The 17,598-nt window shown below is 56.9% G+C and carries 11 protein-coding genes; 5 read left to right on the forward strand and 6 right to left on the reverse strand.

The window, feature by feature from the left end; genetic code table 11:
• Nucleotides 1-57: 57 nt before the first annotated feature.
• Nucleotides 58-2,379: a hypothetical protein gene (locus H6F46_RS19535; RefSeq protein ID WP_190353751.1), complete on the reverse strand. Its 2,322-nt coding sequence runs from the start codon at nucleotides 2,377-2,379 to the stop codon at nucleotides 58-60.
• A gap of 370 nt (nucleotides 2,380-2,749) precedes the next feature.
• Between H6F46_RS19535 and H6F46_RS04635 the strand changes: the two genes are divergently transcribed.
• Both H6F46_RS04635 and H6F46_RS04640 read left to right on the forward strand, forming a co-directional pair.
• Nucleotides 2,750-3,544: a ComF family protein gene (locus tag H6F46_RS04635; RefSeq protein WP_190353752.1), complete on the forward strand. Its 795-nt coding sequence runs from the start codon at nucleotides 2,750-2,752 to the stop codon at nucleotides 3,542-3,544.
• Between the two features lie 114 nt (nucleotides 3,545-3,658).
• Nucleotides 3,659-5,125: a DUF697 domain-containing protein gene (locus H6F46_RS04640; protein ID WP_190353753.1), complete on the forward strand. Its 1,467-nt coding sequence runs from the start codon at nucleotides 3,659-3,661 to the stop codon at nucleotides 5,123-5,125.
• A 333-nt stretch (nucleotides 5,126-5,458) separates the two neighbouring features.
• Here H6F46_RS04640 and H6F46_RS04645 read toward each other — a convergent pair whose 3' ends face one another.
• Entirely contained in the window at nucleotides 5,459-5,776 is a 318-nt protein-coding gene (locus tag H6F46_RS04645; protein WP_099532785.1) for a DUF6679 family protein, read from the reverse strand.
• Nucleotides 5,777-6,107: 331 nt separating this feature from the next.
• Nucleotides 6,108-7,145: a histone deacetylase gene (locus tag H6F46_RS04650; protein WP_190353754.1), complete on the reverse strand. Its 1,038-nt coding sequence runs from the start codon at nucleotides 7,143-7,145 to the stop codon at nucleotides 6,108-6,110.
• 1,224 nt (nucleotides 7,146-8,369) lie between these two features.
• On the opposite strand from H6F46_RS04650, the gene H6F46_RS04655 reads away from it, so the two are divergent.
• Nucleotides 8,370-10,898, forward strand: coding sequence for an amino acid permease (locus H6F46_RS04655; protein ID WP_190353755.1), 2,529 nt, complete (start codon nucleotides 8,370-8,372; stop codon nucleotides 10,896-10,898).
• A gap of 80 nt (nucleotides 10,899-10,978) precedes the next feature.
• Here H6F46_RS04655 and H6F46_RS04660 read toward each other — a convergent pair whose 3' ends face one another.
• Both H6F46_RS04660 and H6F46_RS04665 read right to left on the reverse strand, forming a co-directional pair.
• Nucleotides 10,979-12,727 (reverse strand): succinate dehydrogenase/fumarate reductase flavoprotein subunit, encoded by a 1,749-nt coding sequence (locus H6F46_RS04660; RefSeq protein WP_190353756.1) that lies wholly within the window; start codon nucleotides 12,725-12,727, stop codon nucleotides 10,979-10,981.
• 20 nt (nucleotides 12,728-12,747) lie between these two features.
• Nucleotides 12,748-13,050, reverse strand: coding sequence for a hypothetical protein (locus H6F46_RS04665; RefSeq protein WP_099532790.1), 303 nt, complete (start codon nucleotides 13,048-13,050; stop codon nucleotides 12,748-12,750).
• An 87-nt stretch (nucleotides 13,051-13,137) separates the two neighbouring features.
• Between H6F46_RS04665 and H6F46_RS04670 the strand changes: the two genes are divergently transcribed.
• The gene (locus H6F46_RS04670) at nucleotides 13,138-13,437 is read left to right on the forward strand and encodes a hypothetical protein (protein WP_099532791.1); all 300 of its coding nucleotides are present in this window, start codon (nucleotides 13,138-13,140) and stop codon (nucleotides 13,435-13,437) included.
• Between the two features lie 36 nt (nucleotides 13,438-13,473).
• Complete coding sequence (locus H6F46_RS04675) at nucleotides 13,474-15,735, forward strand: transglycosylase domain-containing protein (protein WP_190353758.1); 2,262 nt, start codon at nucleotides 13,474-13,476, stop codon at nucleotides 15,733-15,735.
• Nucleotides 15,736-15,953: 218 nt separating this feature from the next.
• Here the strand turns inward: H6F46_RS04675 and H6F46_RS04680 are convergent, their stop codons facing one another.
• Nucleotides 15,954-17,324 carry an ammonium transporter gene (locus H6F46_RS04680; protein WP_347278285.1) on the reverse strand — a complete coding sequence of 457 codons (1,371 nt, stop codon included), beginning with the start codon at nucleotides 17,322-17,324 and terminating at the stop codon, nucleotides 15,954-15,956.
• Nucleotides 17,325-17,598: the final 274 nt, after the last annotated feature.

The raw sequence follows: 17,598 nt of genomic DNA on the forward strand, positions 1-17,598 counted from the left end.
GTATCGCGATCGCTGCCGTCCCGATTGCATATTTTTAGGGCATCTTCCAAACATCCGTTAGCGGGCGGGAGCGCGTTTTTTCCATTGGGCGATCGCCTGTTGGGCGCTGGCATAGGCCGCCGTGTTGGGCGGCACTAGGCTGGCCGTTTGGATGGCGGCGGTCAGTTGGTTGGCATTGGCGCGACCTTGGGCAATTTTGAGAATTTCTTGGCTCCAAAGATTGATTTGGTCGCGGGCGGCGGGATATCCCGGTTGGTTCACGGGCACGCTGCGGGCCAGGTCGATCGCCCGGTTATAGCTGGAGGCTTGATTAAGCTGAATTTGGCCGGCGGCTTTTTGCAAAATGGCGCGGTTGTTGGCCTGTTGCTGCTGGAGGGTTTGCCATTGGGCGATCGAGCTGCGCGCCTCTTGGTACACCTCACCCCGATCGGGCGCAACAATTTTGGCCGCCGCGATCGCCCCGCCAAAGTCGCCATTGAGGGCCCGCCCCTTGGCCAAATCCAAAATGACCCGGCTCCAGCGGTCGATCGCCTGCTGGGCTTGACGGTAGCCCGGATCTCCCGGTTTGATTTCTCGGGCCCGCAAAATTGCTTTGCCAAATTCCGAAGCCTGATTCGTCCCGATCGGGATCCGTGCCAAGTTCAATTGGTTCACCCCGGCAGGGCTGGCGGCCGGCGGCGCGGGGCTGGGGTTAGGACTGACTGGGGGGCTGGGTTTGGGGCTAGGCAACCCCGACTGAGCAACGGGAGCAGGCTGAGGACTCGCCAAAGGGCTAGGTTCCGGCGGCGGCAACGTCCGGGAGCCGGTGGGGGGCGATGCCCCATTGGCCGGCGCAGGCAGCGGGGTAGCGGGGGGCAATGTATTCGCGCCAAAAGGGGCGGCCGGGCTGGGCGTTGGGGCCGTGATGCTGGCTCCAAACAGGGCTGCATAGTTGCGGGCCACCACGGTCGCCAACAGCACAATTCCCAAAATTCCCAACCAAGTCACCAACTGGCGCGCAAAGGCCAAGTCGCTGGCGCTGAGACCAGCCGTGAGCGGGCCAACCAGGGCCAAATCTCGCTGGGACTCGGGAATCGGTTCCGGCGGCAGGGCGTTGGGCGAGGGGGAACTGGAGGAACTGTTGGAATGCGTCGTCTCGATCGGGAGCACGGGCGCGATCGCACTTGGGGGCCGCAAGTTGGCCGACTCCGCCGGGCGATCGCCCACAGCCGATGTGAAGGAATTCGGCGTGGCCAGTCCCGGTTGTGCCTCTTCCGTTGGAACCCAATCATTGGCAAACAGCGCCTCAAAGGCACTGGGTTCCGTGGCCCAAGCATCGGGCAAATTGGCGGCGGACGCGAATCGATCGAGCGCCTCATCATCCAAAGCCGGACTTTGCACCTGATCTGACCCAAACACGCCCAGTTCTGGCGGTTGGTCGGGTTGTGAATTAGGTTGCAAATTGGGCTGTGAGTTGGGTTGATTGACTGGGTAATCGGGCTGGGGATCAAGCGGTGGATCGCTGGGCAACCCATTTCCCAAGGGGGCGATCGGAGGTTCCACAGCCAAGGCCGGCGCACTGGCCGGAAACACCACAAAGGACTCGATCGGAAGTGGCGGCTCTGGCACCATCCGCCCCACCACCGTTTCGTAAAGCCGCTCGTGGGGGTGGGCAAACACCTGCACCTGGGGCGCAACCTGGCCCTGCTCCTGGGCTAAGGCGCGGGTCGTTTCCCGCAAAAACCGCGAAAGGGCATAGAGATTCATCCCCTGGGATTGGCCCAGGGCCGCCGCCAGGGCCGGAGCCAACAGGCCGCTGCTTTGGCGACCCGCCCCCGGTTCTGCCAACAAAATCGACAACCCCATTTCTTGGGCCAAGAGGGGAATTTCACCGCCCACCGGAGCCAGGTTTTCGGTGGGTGGCCGGCTCAAGTCCAAAACCAGCAGCACTTGCCCACCAGGGCCAACCCGATCGCTGGCCAATTTCAAATATTCACAAACTCGCCGCAGAGGAATCCCCGCCGTTGCCGTCCGATCAAGGCTGGCTTCGATGGGTAGCAAATAATCCCGATCGCGATGGCTCACCCCATAGCCACTGAAAAAACACCAAAGGGTATCACCGGGGTTCACCAATTCCGTGGCGGCAAAATCCAGCCAATATTCCAGATTTTCGCGATTGGGATAGGTGGGGCGATCGAGCAGGGGCAAGGAGCGATCGCTCAAGATCACGGTTCGATATTGGGTTCCCGCCGAGCCGCTCGTTTGGCTCTGCCAAGCCTGGGCCACGGTGACCACACGGGTCTCCGCTTCGGGCAGCGGCGGCAACAGAGGATATTGACCAATCCCGATCGCGATCGCCCAGTGGGTTTTGCCCTGGGTTGCACTGGAACTCGTCACCATCAAAACCCCTTCGTGCAATGCGTTTGTCTACTGTGCTTGGGTTGGGCTGGTTGTTGTGGCCCTGCTCGATCATCTTGAATTGTCTTCAATTTTGCCGCCCCGAATTCCGTTGCCCCGGATGTTGAGCACATCTTGAGAGCATTTTGCTCGAGGGCAGAACCCAAGCCAAGCGATCGAACCCATCGAAAAAGTTGCCCAAACCATATCACGGCCGTCCGGCGCTCTGGAAAACGATCGAAATCGCTACGGGATGGCTATCGATTCAAGGGCTGGGATCGTCATGAAATTAACGCTTTTCATGTTTATGCGAGATGATGAATTCATTAACTGATTTCAAAACCGATTTCAAGGGTAACGTTTGGGGTGGTCTGTGGCGAAATCTTGGGTGAGCCGATCGATTGAAGCCCTGTCGGATTTGGTTTGGCAGCAATCCTGTGAGCTATGCGATCGCCCGGCCAAGCATCAAGGCCTCTGTCTCGCCTGCGATCGTCGCCTGCTCACCAGTCAACTGCCCCTTGAGCAACGGTGGGGCCGCTTGCCCTCTGCCCTTGTTTCGTCGGCTCCCCTGTTCCTGGCTTGGGGGCTTTATGACGGCTCCCTAAAACGGGCGATCGCGGCCCTGAAATACGAAGGTCATCCCAAGCTGGCCGCAACCTTGGGCCAGGGTTTGGGTCGTCTGTGGTTGGAACCAGGAACCGATCGGGCAATGGCAACCCCTTGGCAACAGCTCGATCGAGCGGCCCCTTGGGTGATCCCGATTCCGCTCCATGAAGCTCGACTGCAAAAACGCGGCTTTAATCAGGCGGAATTGTTGGCCAAGCACTTTTGTGATGTAACCGGCCATCGTCTGATCCCCAATGGCCTGCAACGGATTCGGGATACCCAAGCGCAATTTGGCTTAGGCCAGGGCGATCGGGCAGCCAATGTGCAGGGGGCCTTTGCCTTGGGGCCGGGTTTGGGGCAACAACGCCCCCGATCGGTGATTTTGCTGGATGATATCTACACCTCCGGGGCCACGGTTCAAGCGGCCAGCAACAGCCTGCGGGCGGGCGGCTGGACGGTGGCGGCGGTGGTGGTGGTGGCCCGATCGGCCCAGCGTCCCGCTCCCGGAACCCACCCACCGACCCGATCGGCCCCAACGCGCCCGAAACGTAGAGATTCTTAATTGATCGCAACGACCGGAAAACTCGTCCGCTAAAATTCGGTTGCACGGCCGCCGCGCGATCGCCATGGCCGCCGTCCTTCCCCCCTTGCCTACTTCTTCAAAGGAGCCAGATTCATGGCGCTGCCCCTCTCCAAATCCCTGACTGATAAACCCCTTTGGCTGCTGGGTGCGGGGGTTGCCGGGGTGTGGTTGGCGCTGGAGGTGCTGAACCAAGCGCTCCATGGGCTGGGCAGTTGGCTGCCGGCCGGAGCCGTGGCCGTGGGCGCGGGCCTGTGGTTAACGCGACGACGACCGCTCCCGGTGGCCCCGGTGACGGAGCCGAGCACCCTTGATCGAGCTGCTGCGGAACGGGCGATCGCGCGGGCCCAGGGTCTATTGAATTTGGTGGCGGCAGAACTACCCACTTTTGCAGCTCAAGATTGGCAAGCCCAACTCGATCGCCTGACCCAAGATTTAGATCGATCGCGCCTGGCCCTGGCGATTCTGGGGGGCCCCGCCGTTGGCAAATCGGCGTTGGCCAACAGCTTGGGCGCGGCGGCCCTGGCGATCGACTACCGAGAACTGCCCAGCCTGTTTGTGGGGGGCGAAACCCAAGATCCGATCACGCTGGACTTGGCCCTCCAGGCCGATCGGGCCCTGTTTGTGACAGCGGGCGACATTACCGAAACGGAATACGAAATTTTGGAATGGCTGTTGGCCCACGAGCAGGCCCCGATCGTGGTCTTCAACAAGGCCGATCGCTACCTGCCCGCCGATCGCGACACCGTGTTAACCACGATTCAACATCGGCTCCATGGGCAACTAGCCCCCACCGCCATCATCCCCACCGCCGCCGCGCCAGCCGCGATCAAAGTCCGGAAACATGCGGCCGATGGCACGGTGCGAGAATTCTTGGAGCAGCCGGAGCCGGACTTGGGAGCCTTGGTCACCGGCTTGCAAAACACGCTCATGGCAGAGGGCGATCGCTGGCGGTGGCGCACCACCCTGCGGCGAACTCGGCAAATGACGCAGCAGTGGCAAACCACCCTCAAAGCCGATCGACGCGATCGCGCCATCGGAGCGATCGAGCAAAGTCAATGGATTGCCGCTGCCACGGCCTTTGCCAATCCGCTGCCCGGCCTGGACTTGCTGGCCACGGCGGCAATTAATGGCCAATTGGTGATGGACTTGGGCCAGATCTATCAGCAACGGTTTTCCCTCGATCGGGCCCAGGCGATCGCCCAAACCCTCGGAGAAGTCATGCTCAAGCTCGGGTTGGTGGAACTGGGCAGCCAGGCGATCGCCACCGCCCTCAAAACCAGCGCCCTCACCTACCTGGCCGGCGGCGCAATTCAGGGTCTCAGTGCGGCCTACCTAACCCGAGTGGCGGGCCTGAGCCTGGTGGAACTGTTCCAAGCCCATGTGGAAGCGGAATGGGCCGGCCAACCGGAGGGCGAAAACTGGCTCAGTCCCGATCGCCTGAGCACCATTCTGCGGCGCGTCTTCGAGCAAACCCGCCAAAGCACCATCATCCAAACCCTGATCGACCAAGGGCGCGATCGACTGTTTCCCAATGCTGCAACCAGCGCTGCTCCCAACTAACACCTAGGCCGATGGCCTTTACTTGGAGTCTTTTTGAGCGCACGACCCGGAAACTGAGCAGACCAGAAACCAGCACTCAGAAACCAGCATTCAAAGACACCGGCTGAAACCCGCCCGACCCACTAGGCCCCCATTTGCTGACCAATTGAGAGGCCCAAAAAATGAGGCCCAAACAATGGGAACGACTGGTTAGCAGCCGTTCCCATTTCGTTATTCAGCTTGATACTCAGCTTGATTGGGCTGGATTCAATTACCGGAATCGAACCCCATTGTTAGGGCTAGCTGTGGACAGAAAAACCGGGAAAATTCCCAGAAAATTCCCTCCTCGCCCTGCTACTTGTCCGCGTCCTTCTTATCCGAGTGATTGCGAATTTGCTCCGCTTCCGGGCATTCTTCCGCTACGGGCAGATCTAAGACACTGCGCCGAGACACCGAAGCAAGCTTGCGCGTCACCGAACCGATACTTTCGAGGCGCACCATTTCTTCCCAAGCACAGGTTTCGTCGTCCTCTTCGGTTTCGTAGCGCAGGGTCACGAGGTCGCCTTCAATGTCAAGGATTTGTGCGCGCTCGATCCAGCGCTGCTGATCGCGCAGGAATATGCACACTTCCTGTCCGTCACAGCAGAGCTGATAAATCTTGCGGTGTAGCATAGCTTGCCTCTTCTAAGGTGGTGAACTGGCCCCTGCAATTGAGTGGAGTTGCAGTTTCAAAGTTTGATTGGGGGGCAGTGGCTTCACTGGCGCTGCCAAGCAACCATTCAGCGCTAATGACAACCACAGGATCGGGGGAATTTGGCCCAGTCGATCCCCAATCCAACTTCCATGCTGGCCATGATGGCAATTTGCTTGAGTTGTCGGCTGACGATCGAGCAAGCGGGTCAAGATTGCTCGACTGCTTCCCCCATTCTAGGCTACGGGGTTAGCTTTCAGCGCTCCGGGTGGCCAAGCATCCCTACGCCATATCCTAGCGCTTGGCTGTTCGTTAGGACGAGAGACAGGCCAGGATCGTTTCATAGACCGATCGCGCCAGACTGTTGAGATCGTAGCCACCCTCCAACCCCAGCACCGTTCGGCGGCTAATGCCCAGGAGCGATCGCGTCAGCCATCCATAATCCTCCGGTTGGAGATGAATTTGCGCCAACGGATCGTCTCGATTGGCATCGTACCCCGCGCTAATGATCAACAAATCGGGATCAAAGTTCCGCAAGAACGGCAACAATTGCGCCTCAACCAAGGCCTGATAGGTGCTGCCGTCGGCTCCCGGAGGCACGGGCAAATTCAACAGTTGATGATCTTGATCGGCAACTCCGGGGCGACCCGTGCCCGGATAGGCCGGTGATTGGTGAATGGAACAGTAGGCAATTTGGGGATGATCCCGCACGATCGCCTCAGTGCCGTTGCCGTGATGCACATCCCAATCCACGATCGCCACTCGCTGTGTCTGGCCCGCCTCCAGGGCCGTCAAGGCCGCGATCGCCGCATTCGCAAACAAGCAAAACCCCATCCCCCGATGGCGCAGAGCATGGTGGCCCGGTGGTCGCGCCGCCACAAACACGGGTTGTCCCGTTGCGATCGCCTCGTCCATGCCGTCCAACCAAGCCTGCACAGCCAAGCGAGCCACCTCGTAGCTCCGGGCAGAAATGGGCGTGTCAACCTCCAGTTGCCCACCCCCCCGATTGGCCAGCAATCGCACGTGATTGATATAGTCCGGTTCGTGGGCCCGGCGCAGGGCTTGGGTGAGCGGGTCGATCGGAGCATCGCTGGCGGGCACCAACTGGGGGCTATGCCAACGGAGCCGATCGGCAAAGGGAGCCGTTTGCAAGGCCGCCACAATTGCCCTCAGGCGATCGGGCCGTTCCGGGTGGCCCCAGCCCGTGTCGTGCAGCAAAAACTCATCGCTGTACACGATCGTGACCGTCCCATTGTCGATCGGCCCTGCTGTCACCGGTTGTGCCTCCGCGCCTGCTTCTGTGCGCCCCTCGGCCCGAACCTCAGTATTTGGGGTTTGCTCATTCAGCATTCACCATCTCCCCATAACCCAGTAATTTCACGGCAACCTTTTGGTTTTCCATGCCTATTTTTCTCACAGCCTAGCCAACGCAATTGGTCACGGCTCAAACACCATTCACTCGCTACGTTAACTTGACTTAAAAATACCCAAAACAAGGTCAGATCGATCAGATTTTCAATACCCTATTTCACCATTAACTAATTTCACAGCTCCATTTCTCATATCAAAGTTTCAACATCTCAGCCACACAACTCGCTCCAGCAGGTTGATACTCAATATTTATTTTCTATTTATTTTCTAATGGACTCGATCAGACAATCATTTTGACGTTACCCAGTCAAAGCCACTGAGTTTTCAAGATGATTGATCCATAGAAATTTTCAAAATTTATCAAAAACTCAACAAATTCAGAGATTTTTAGGAATATTCAATCCAAATCACGAATTAGTGATCAATTTTCGATCGATTACAAGGTCTTAAGCTGATTAACTCCCTTGGCAGGTCAAGTTGCCCCCCATTTAGCTCTTTCTTTAATCAATCTTTGTTTTGATAGCGAGTCTCAAGACATCAATCAGCTTAAGCATCAATCAAAATGAATTTTGACTAATCTTAAGATCATGTTCAGCTCACTAATCATTTTTCAGAAAACAACTTCTAATCATATTTATATCTAAAATAATTGAGATTTTACAGATTGCGATTAGCTCCAAAACATCAACGTAGAGAATTGGTGATTTTGATATTCATCCTCATTTTTCATGTTGACATCTAGCGCCCTTGCATTTATCCATCACTACCACTGAATCATTAATCAGTCTTTCAACCAATGCTTCATTTCAAATTCAGTTCTCTGATTCGGGTGCGTTTTACCACCAAACAGGTCTCAAAAAATACGGAGATTCAAAGCAAGCTCTTGAAGGCTGAGGATTTCAATCAACTTAAGGCCTGATTTTGGAGCTTTGTTTAAACTTTGATTGTCAGTAAATCATCTATTAGCGTTAAACTAAGGAGTAGTTAAATTATTTTATGAACTGTTGGATAAACCTTTTTGGTTACCATAGTCACAATTTTTTAGCCACTTTTAATTTTTAATCACCATTAAAGGGACATCACAAGGCTCACATTAGTTCATAAACTATTCTTCATTTAGGGCATTAAAAATCGCCTTTTATTCACTTTTGTCAGTTTTTGCAATGGCGAAAACTTTCAGTGTCTACGGAATTTTTGTGATCCATGTCTCAGTCCTCTCGGTTTGCATTTAAATTGCCCCGCACTTTGGGTTCCATTGAAACTTGGGGTTTTGGTTTCAGCGGTTTGTTGCTTTGGCTGGGAACCGCACCGGCAATGAATGCGGCCTTGGGGATTGGCTCCCTGTGGGTTTGGATTCCGGGAGCCGTGATTGGTACTTTGCTGAATTTGCAAGTCAGGCAACTCGGAGTTCATGACCAAGATCGATCGGGCGGAACGCCAAACTATGCCACTCAGTTACTCCATAAGTTCCCATTTTTAGCCCGCTACAGCGCGATCGGCTATTGGCTGGGTTGGGTCTCGGTTCCGCCCATGAATGCCATCATTTTGACCGACCTAATTCAGGTCAGCTTGGAACCGTTGGGGGTGGATTGTCCAGTCACCGCTTTCCGGATTTTATTCACCCTGCTGCCTTATATTGTCACCTTCAGCAACTCCCGAACCGTCGGAATTTTACATGCCTTTTTTGTCATTCCTGCTATTAGCTGCTTATTAGTTTTTTGCCTTCAAGGCTTTAGTTGGTTGAGCTTTTCGCCTCAAAGTCCAGGGCTGTTTGCACCGATTCCTTTCAACCTGGATTTCACAGATTGGGCCAAGTGGTTTTTTGTGGCCATTTATGCGGTCTATGGCTGTGAAACGGCTTCCTCTTTTGTGGCTGACAGTCGCAAACCCCGCCGCACTCTGGATTGCTTGGTGGCCGCTGCGATCGCGCTACCCATTGTTTATGTCCTGGGGTCGTGGTTGTTGGCGCGGTTGGCCATTTCTCCCCGGCTAGGTGACAGCGCCTATTTGCACCTAATGGCGGCGGCGGGGCCGTTTTGGGGCAGCCTCACGCCCGGGCTGGTGACGTTTTTGATTGCTTCCGGTTGCCTGCTGAGTTCCGCCACGGCCGTTTCCAACTGCCCCCGGGTGCTTTACCAGTTAGCCCAAGACCGCCATCTCCCAGCCCTGTTTTCGGTGGTTTCGCCGCGCGGAGTTTTGGAGCCGGGCCTGTTGTTCACCTTGGGGGTGAGTTTGCTCTGTTTGGCTTGGGGCAATGTGTCGCGGGTGGTGATGGTTACCGGGACGGGTTACCTCAGCGCCATGATGGGCATCCACTTGGGGCTGTGGTTGCAACGGAAACGCCCGGAAGTGCGCTGGCCCCGATGGTCGCTGCTGTTTTTGGTCATGGAGGCGATCGTGTTTGTGGTGGGTGGCTTGGCTTGGGGCTGGCAAGATTGGCTGATTGGCTTGCTGTTGCCCATGGCGGTCGGCGTGGCGGCCCAGGGGGTGGGAAATTGCCCGATCGCCCTCTGTCAGCCGGCCTGGTGGAGTCACCGCTACCGCCCAAGGCCCATCAACATCCAACGCGATTGGGTGGTGTTTCAGGTCACGGTGCTGATTCTGCTGCTTTGTGGCGCGGTCAGCATTGGTTGGTTCGCGCGGGCTGGGTTGGATCGATTTTCCTTCGGCAGCCACGGAGCCGTGTTCAGCATTGTGTTAATTACGGTGGCATTTTTGGGGGTGGCGATCGCCTGTTGGACGAGCCTGTCCCAAATGGCCGCCATGACAGAAGCCCGCGATCGACTGGAACGCACTCTGAGTGAATTACAAAGAACCCAATTGCAACTGGTGCAGTCCGAAAAAATGTCCAGTTTGGGTCAATTAGTGGCGGGGGTTGCCCATGAAATTAATAACCCGGTGAATTTTATCTACGGCAATCTGGAACATGTACGTACCTACGCTCAGGATTTGTTGAGACTATTGCAGTTATACGCGAAGTACTATCCCGAGCCAGTCGCAGAAATTCAGGAGGAACAAGAGGCGATCGAGCTAGATTTTTTAGAGGAAGATTTGACGAAAATCTTGGCTTCCATGAAGGTGGGGAGCGATCGCATTCGCGAGATTGTGTTATCACTGCGCAATTTTTCACGGTTGGATGAAGCGGAATTAAAGGCCGTAGATTTGCACGAAGGCATTGACAGCACAATCACAATCCTTAAGCACCGTTTAAAAGCCAAGGCTAATCGCCCCGCGATCGATATCCTTCGCGAATATGGCAACCTGCCCCCAATCGAGTGCTATCCCGGTCAATTCAATCAAGTGATCATGAACATTCTGAGCAATGCCATTGATGCCCTTGAGGAAGCCACCGCTAACCGCGATTATCAAGACTTGCAAGTCCAGCGTCAGTGGATTCGGATTCGGACTCGAATTCAAGAAATAGAACTGCCCTCCACCAATCCCACCGGATCTTCGCTAAGTGATAGCAAGTCCAGCACTCGATCTAAATGGCTAGTGGTAGGCATTGCTGATAATGGCCCCGGCATTCCCCTAGACATCCAACGGCGCATTTTTGACCCCTTTTTCACCACCAAGCCGATCGGGAAAGGAACCGGGATGGGCATGTCCATCAGTTACCAAATTGTTGTGGAAAAACACCAGGGCAGACTGGAATGCTTTTCGCAGGTGGGTGAAGGAACTGAGTTTTTGATTCAAATTCCCCTCAACCTAGGAGCCAAATGTAAATCCTAGGGGCGAATTCCAACCCAAAACCAGATGATTTCAAGGCCGCTGAATCCAGCAGGGGTTGAGTTGGGAGATGAATTGGGAGATTAATACTGGCGAGCCTGGGGTTCAAACAGGCCTAAGGTCACCGGCATATATTGCAAATCAATGCCCGAGGGCGACCAATAGGCCAGCGTATGTTTGAGATAGGCCTGATCATTGCGATCGGGGTAGTCCTCACGGCAGTGGGCCCCACGACTTTCTTGGCGACGTTCAGCAGCGGTCAAAATAGTTTGCCCCACCGTAAAGAGCGATCGCAGCTCCAACGCCTCAATCAGTTCCGTATTCCAACAGGTTCCCCGATCGTCCAGCCTCGTATTTTCGATGCGCTGGGCAATTTCCCGCAGCTTTTCCAGCCCCGTTTGCATCAAGTCCGCTGTCCGAAACACCCCGCAATATTGGGTCATGGTGTCTTGGAAATCTTGGCGCACTTGGGCGATCCGCTCTGGCCCTGAATGGCCCAACAGAGCCTGGAGTTGGGCCCGGGCCTCCGCCAGGTAGCGCGATCCGTCCAAGGATGGCAACTTGCGCCCGCTGTCTAAATATTGGGCGATCGCCCGGCCCGTGCGCCGGCCAAACACAATGCATTCCAATAGGGAATTACTGCCCAGGCGATTGGCCCCATGCACCGACACACAGGCCGCCTCGCCCGCCGCAAAACAAGCTTCCACAAACCCGGTGCTACTGCTGCGAACCCGCCCATTCACATCGGTGGGAATGCCGCCCATGGAGTAATGAATCGTTGGGCGCACCGGAATTGGTTCCTCCACCGCATTCACCCCCAGCAGGCGATGGGCCTCTTCCCAACAAAAGGGAACGCGGCTCATGATCGTTGCTTCGCCCAAATGCCGCAAGTCCAGATGCACAAAGGGGCCGCCCGCGCTGCCATCGAGATGAATGCCTCGCCCCGCTAGCAGTTCCTTAACGATCGCCCGGGAAGTGATATCCCGAGGAGCCAACTCCATGCGACTGGGGGCATAGTCCGCCATGAATCGATCGCCCGCCGCATTGCGCAGGTAAGCCCCCTCACCCCGCACCGCCTCCGACACCAACACCCCCACTGGATAAAGCCCCGTGGGGTGAAACTGCACAAACTCCATATCCTCCAGGGGAATGCCCGCCCGAGCAGCCATGGCCAGCCCGTCTCCCGTGGAGGCGTAATCGTTAGAGGTGGTGTTGAAGGCGCGGCCATAGCCCCCCGTGGCCAACATCACAGCCCGGGCCCGGGCCAGCACTGGCTGGGAATCCCGCAGATTAAACATCACCAGGCCCTTGGCCTCGCCCTCTTCCACGATCAGGCGCATCACATACCACTCTTCGTAGAGCGTGACCCCCATTCGCTTCAGATTCATCACCAGCTCATGCAAGATGGCATGGCCCGTTTTGTCGGCCGCGTAGCAAGTGCGCCGGTGGGAATGGCCCCCGAAGGCCCGCTGGGCAACGCGCCCATCTTCCAGGCGCGAGAACAACACCCCCAAACGTTCCAAGTCCACCACCACTTCCGGGGCTTCTTGGGTGAGGATGGCCACCGCGTCTTGATCCGCGAGGTAGTCGGATCCCTTTACCGTATCGAAGGCGTGGGCTTGCCAGGTGTCTTCGGGATCCACGTTGTTCAACACGGCGGCCATTCCCCCTTGGGCGGCCACCGAGTGCGATCGAATCGGGTGGGTTTTGGCCACCAATCCGATGCTGAGTTTGGGATTTTGGCGGGCAATTTCCAGGGCTGCCCGACAGCCGGCCAGCCCGCCCCCCACGATCAGAACATCGTGAATTAACTCGTTTAGCGGCTCATTCATGGGCAGGCCCCCAAATTGTCCTAAAGAGCCTGGGCCGGTTGGGTGGGTTCGTAGCCGCCACCAGTGGCCAAGTCCGCCGCCGCGTCCACCGCTACAAATTCAATGTGGTTCAGCAGGGTGGTGACAAAGGCGAACAACAGGAAAGGCAAGGATAGCACCAAAATCAACCCAACCATGGACAGGGCATACAGGGGCTTGCTGGCTCCCAACAGGGCGAGCGCGCTGGCCAGGCTCAGGAAAATCACGATCAACCAAGCCATGATCTGGCCGTAGATGTCCCCAAAGGTCAGGGTGCAGCGAAACTGATAGCGTTGTGGGTTCATGGTTCGATTCGATGGCCTGCGGATTGCCAGATTGAACACTATCTCCCCAGCCTAAGGGGGGCTAAATCGGAGCGTCCATAGTTGTCGATGTTTCTCAACAATTTTTCTCGAATTCGTTTCAAATCCTTGCGTTTCTCAAGTTCTCTTGACAAGATTTCGGCAACTCTAGAAACCCTTGAATTTCTCGAAAAGCTGAAAATTCCGAATGTTCTGAAAACTTTGGAAGTTTTTGAGAGTTTCCGAAATGTTTGGGATCTGGCGTTTGGGATCTGGCGTTTGGGATCGGGTGTTGGGACGTTGGTGCTGGGAATGATCTCGATCGACCCGAGGATGGGTGAACAGTGGCCGGCGATCGCTACGCGCTTTCCTAGGATCGTGTTGAAATAATGATGGCCATTCTGTCGTTTTGATCCCGATCGCCCTATGGGCCCAAATCCTACGCCGCCTCCGCCTCAACCCGCCAAAACCATCCTGGGCCGCCTGCGCCAAACGGTGACCCAGCTTTCGCGGGTGCAATTGGCCCGGCTGAAATTGGCGGCTAATGCCAACCCGCCCCGCATTGTGATCTATGAGGCGGGCAGCGCCCCCCGAGACTATCCCCTGTTGGGGGACTATTACCTTTTGGGGCGATCGAGCAAGGCCAACGACATCCCCCTCAACAGCCCCGTGGTCAGCACCACCCACGCGGGCTTGCGGCGGGTTCCCAGTTTTTTGGGCAGCACCTTTGCCATTGAAGACCGCGATTCCACCAACGGCACATTCAGCGGCAAAAAACGGATCAATGGGCAAATTTTGCGCCACCGGGAAATGGTCGTGTTGGGGCCACCGGAGCTGGCGGACTCGGTGCGGCTGCAATATGTGGATCCGCCAACGCCGCTGGTGCAAGTCCTGCGCTATGGCCTGTCGGGGTTAGCCGGGGCGATCGGGCTGGTGAGTTTGGCGGTGATTTGGCAATGGCAGGGCATTCAGATTTTGCCCCTGCCCCAGGCCCAGCGCGGCCCGGTGATTGTGGTGGCGGGGGATGGGCAACCGCTCCAGGCGATCGAGCGGCGGGCCCACCAGGAAGCCAAGAACCTGGGGGAATTTTCGCCCTACCTCAAAAAAGCATTGTTGGCTTCGGAGGATGCACGCTACTACTGGCACTTTGGCGTTGACCCGATCGGGATTTTGCGGGCCTTGGTGGTGAACGCGCGGGAAGGGGAATTGCAACAGGGAGCCAGCACCCTTTCCCAACAACTGGCCCGCACCCTTTACCGGGATTATGTGGGGTCAGACAATTCCGCCGGTCGCAAAATCAAAGAGGCGATCGTGGCCCTGAAGCTGGAAAGTTTCTATGGCAAAGATCGGCTGCTGCTGGCCTACATGAACCAAGTGTTCCTGGGCGGCAACTTGGCCGGCTTTGAGGATGCCGCTCGATTTTATTTTGAAAAATCTGCGCGGGATCTAGACCTGGGCGAAGCGGCGATGTTGGTGGGCATTTTGCCGGCCCCCAATCGCTGGAACCCAGCCCGCAATTACAAAACAGCGGTGCAACGGCGAGATTTGGTCTTGCAGCGGATGTTGGATCAGGGCGCTGTCACCCTGGAGGAGTTCAAGCGGGCCCGGCGATCGCGCGTGGAGGTGAGTCCCCGAGCGCGGGAAATTTTGCGATCGACCCGTGCGCCCTACTTTTTTAACTATGTTTTTGAGGAATTGGAGCAGCTTTTTGGTTCCGGCGTGGCCCGCGAAGGCAATTTCTTAATTGAAACCCGCTTGAACTTAGCAGCCCAGACCGAAGCCGATCGGGCCCTGCAACAGTTCATTGATGCCCAGGGCGGCCGGGCCGGAGTCAGTCAAGGGGCGATCGTGGCGATCGACCCCACCGATGGGGCCATTCTGGCCATGAGTGGCGGCCGCAGCTTTGAAGACAGCCAATTTAACCGCGCCGCCAACGGCCTGCGCCAGCCCGGCTCCACCTTCAAGCTATTTGCCTATGCGGCCGCCCTGGAAAAAGGCATCAGCCCCAACACCGCCTACAGTTGCGCTCCCGTGAATTGGATGGGGCAACGGTTTCGAGGCTGTCGATCAGGCAGTGGTTCCCTGAACATGGTCAGCGGCGTGGCCCTGTCCGAAAACCCGATCGCCCTGCGGGTGGCCGAAGCGGTGGGGCTGGATGAGGTGATTGGCTTGGCCCAGCGCTTGGGAGTCACCAGCCCCCTGCGCAAAACTCCCGGCCTCGTGCTGGGGGAAAGCGAAGCCACCTTGCTGCAAATGACCGGAGCCTTTGCGGCCGTGGCCAACAATGGCCGCTTTAACCACGCTAAGGCGATCACTCGCGTTCTGGACACCAGCGATTGCACCGACCCGCAAAACCTGCAAACCTGCCGCGTCATGTACGATGCCCAGGCAGATCAGCCCGGTGCTAACCAACCGGTGCTCTCGCCCCAAGTGGCCCAGACCATGACGGATCTGCTGCGGGGGGTTGTGGTGCAAGGAACGGGGCGATCGGCCGCCAATGTGCCCGGAGCCGTGGGCAAAACCGGCACAACGGACGACAGCGCCGACCTTTGGTTTATTGGCTATGTGCCTGGCCGCAACCTAACGGCTGGGGTTTGGTTAGGCAACGACACCCGCAAACCCACCGATGGCAACAGCGGCCAAGCGGCAGCGGTCTGGGGCAATTTCGTCAGCCGTCTGCTGCCATAACTGAATGAACCTCAAGACTTGAGAGGGGATCTGCCAAGGGGTTTGAAGCCTCCACCCATTACTAGCTCGTCGCAGGGGCAAGGGGCTTCAGCCCCTTGTCTGCGCTGATCGATGCTGATCGATCGCCCATTGGTAATGGATGTCAGTTGGGCCCTTGGTCTGCGCTGATCGATCGCCCATTGGTAATGGATGTCAGTCGAACTGGCTCAACACTCGTCCTATGGCTCTCCGTAGGCATCTTCGCCATGCTCAGGGACATCCAAGCCCTGATCTTCCACCTCTGGAGACACCCGCAAATCCATCACCAAAGACAGGCCCTTCAGAATCAAAAATGTCCCGATCGCAGCCGTGGCATAGGCTGCAAGCACGCCCACCACGCCAGCCGTGAAGGTTTTCGTTCCGCCATACAGCAGCCCGCTGTCGATGGCTGAGTTCACGGACTTTGAGGCAAACACCCCCGTCAGAATTGCTCCAACCGTGCCACCCACACCATGCACCGGGAAGGTGTCCAAGGCATCATCAAATCCCAGCCGTACCTTCAGGGTGACGGCTCCTAAACAGCACAGGGCCGTAATCACCCCGATCGCCATGGCAGACAGGGGATCAACGAAACCCGCCGCTGGCGTAATACCCACCAAACCTGCCACAAAGCCACTGGCAATCCCGATCGCCGTTGGCTTGCGACCCAACAACCACTCCACCACCGTCCAGGTCAACCCCGCCGCCGCCGTGGAAACCATGGTGGCCGTGAATGCCGTCGCCGCGAGACCGTTAGCAGCAATGGCGCTGCCGGCATTAAACCCAAACCAACCAAACCACAGCAACCCTGTTCCCAACAGCACAAAAGGCACATTATGGGGCACGATCGCCTTGATTTGCCAATCCTTACGCGGGCCCAGCATCCAAGCCGCCACCAGGGCCGAAACACCGGAGCTGATGTGAACCACCGTTCCCCCAGCGAAGTCCAGGGCCCCCATGTTGCCCAGCCAACCTTTGCCCCAAACCCAGTGCGCCAAAGGGCAATAGATTAACGTTGACCACAACACCACAAACCAGAAATAGGCCTTGAAGCTCAAGCGCTCCGCGATCGAACCAGAGACCAGCGCCACCGTAATGATGGCGAACATCATTTGATAGAGGGCAAACACCTGGTGAGGAATCGTTGCCCCGTAGCCCACCGGATCCGGATCGAGACCCACGCCTTGGAAGCCAAACCATTTCAAGCTGCCAATCAAGGCATTGGCTTCAAAGGCAGGTGTCCCGCCGGGGTTGATCACCGTGGGTGCGAAACTCAGGCTATATCCCCACAACACCCAGGTCACGCCCACCACGGCCATCGCAATCAGGCTCATCATCATGGTGTTGAGCACATTGCGCGATCGCACCAAGCCCCCATAGAAAAACGCTAGCCCCGGAGTCATCAACAGCACCAAGGCCGTGGAAACCAGCATCCAAGCCGTGTCGCCCGTGTCGATTTTGGGTGCTTCGGCGGCTCCTTGGGCCGCGGCCGGGTCGGCAAACCAGCCCACCAACAGGCCAGCCCCGATCGACATCAACACAGGAATTCCAAAGGCCACCAACAACTTCAGCCTTGCCCGTTGCACATGGGGGCGCGGCGGGGGCGAAAGCCGTCCAATCTTGGCTAACCAGGCGTGGGAATGGGGGGATTTGTCTGCGTCCGATCGAGGTGAGTACAAGTCAGCCATAGGTATAGCAAGGTATTCAGAATTGTTCGTTATTGTTCGTTGCCGTTGCCTTATGCACAACAAACCCATAAACGGATCTGCGGATTCGAGAAAAAATGGCCTCGAATCCGTTTTTTGGATGGGAAGTTATTTAAGGTTCAAACCATATTGCGCGACC

The organism is Limnothrix sp. FACHB-1083 (assembly GCF_014696485.1).
Classification (GTDB): Bacteria; Cyanobacteriota; Cyanobacteriia; order CACIAM-69d; family CACIAM-69d; genus CACIAM-69d.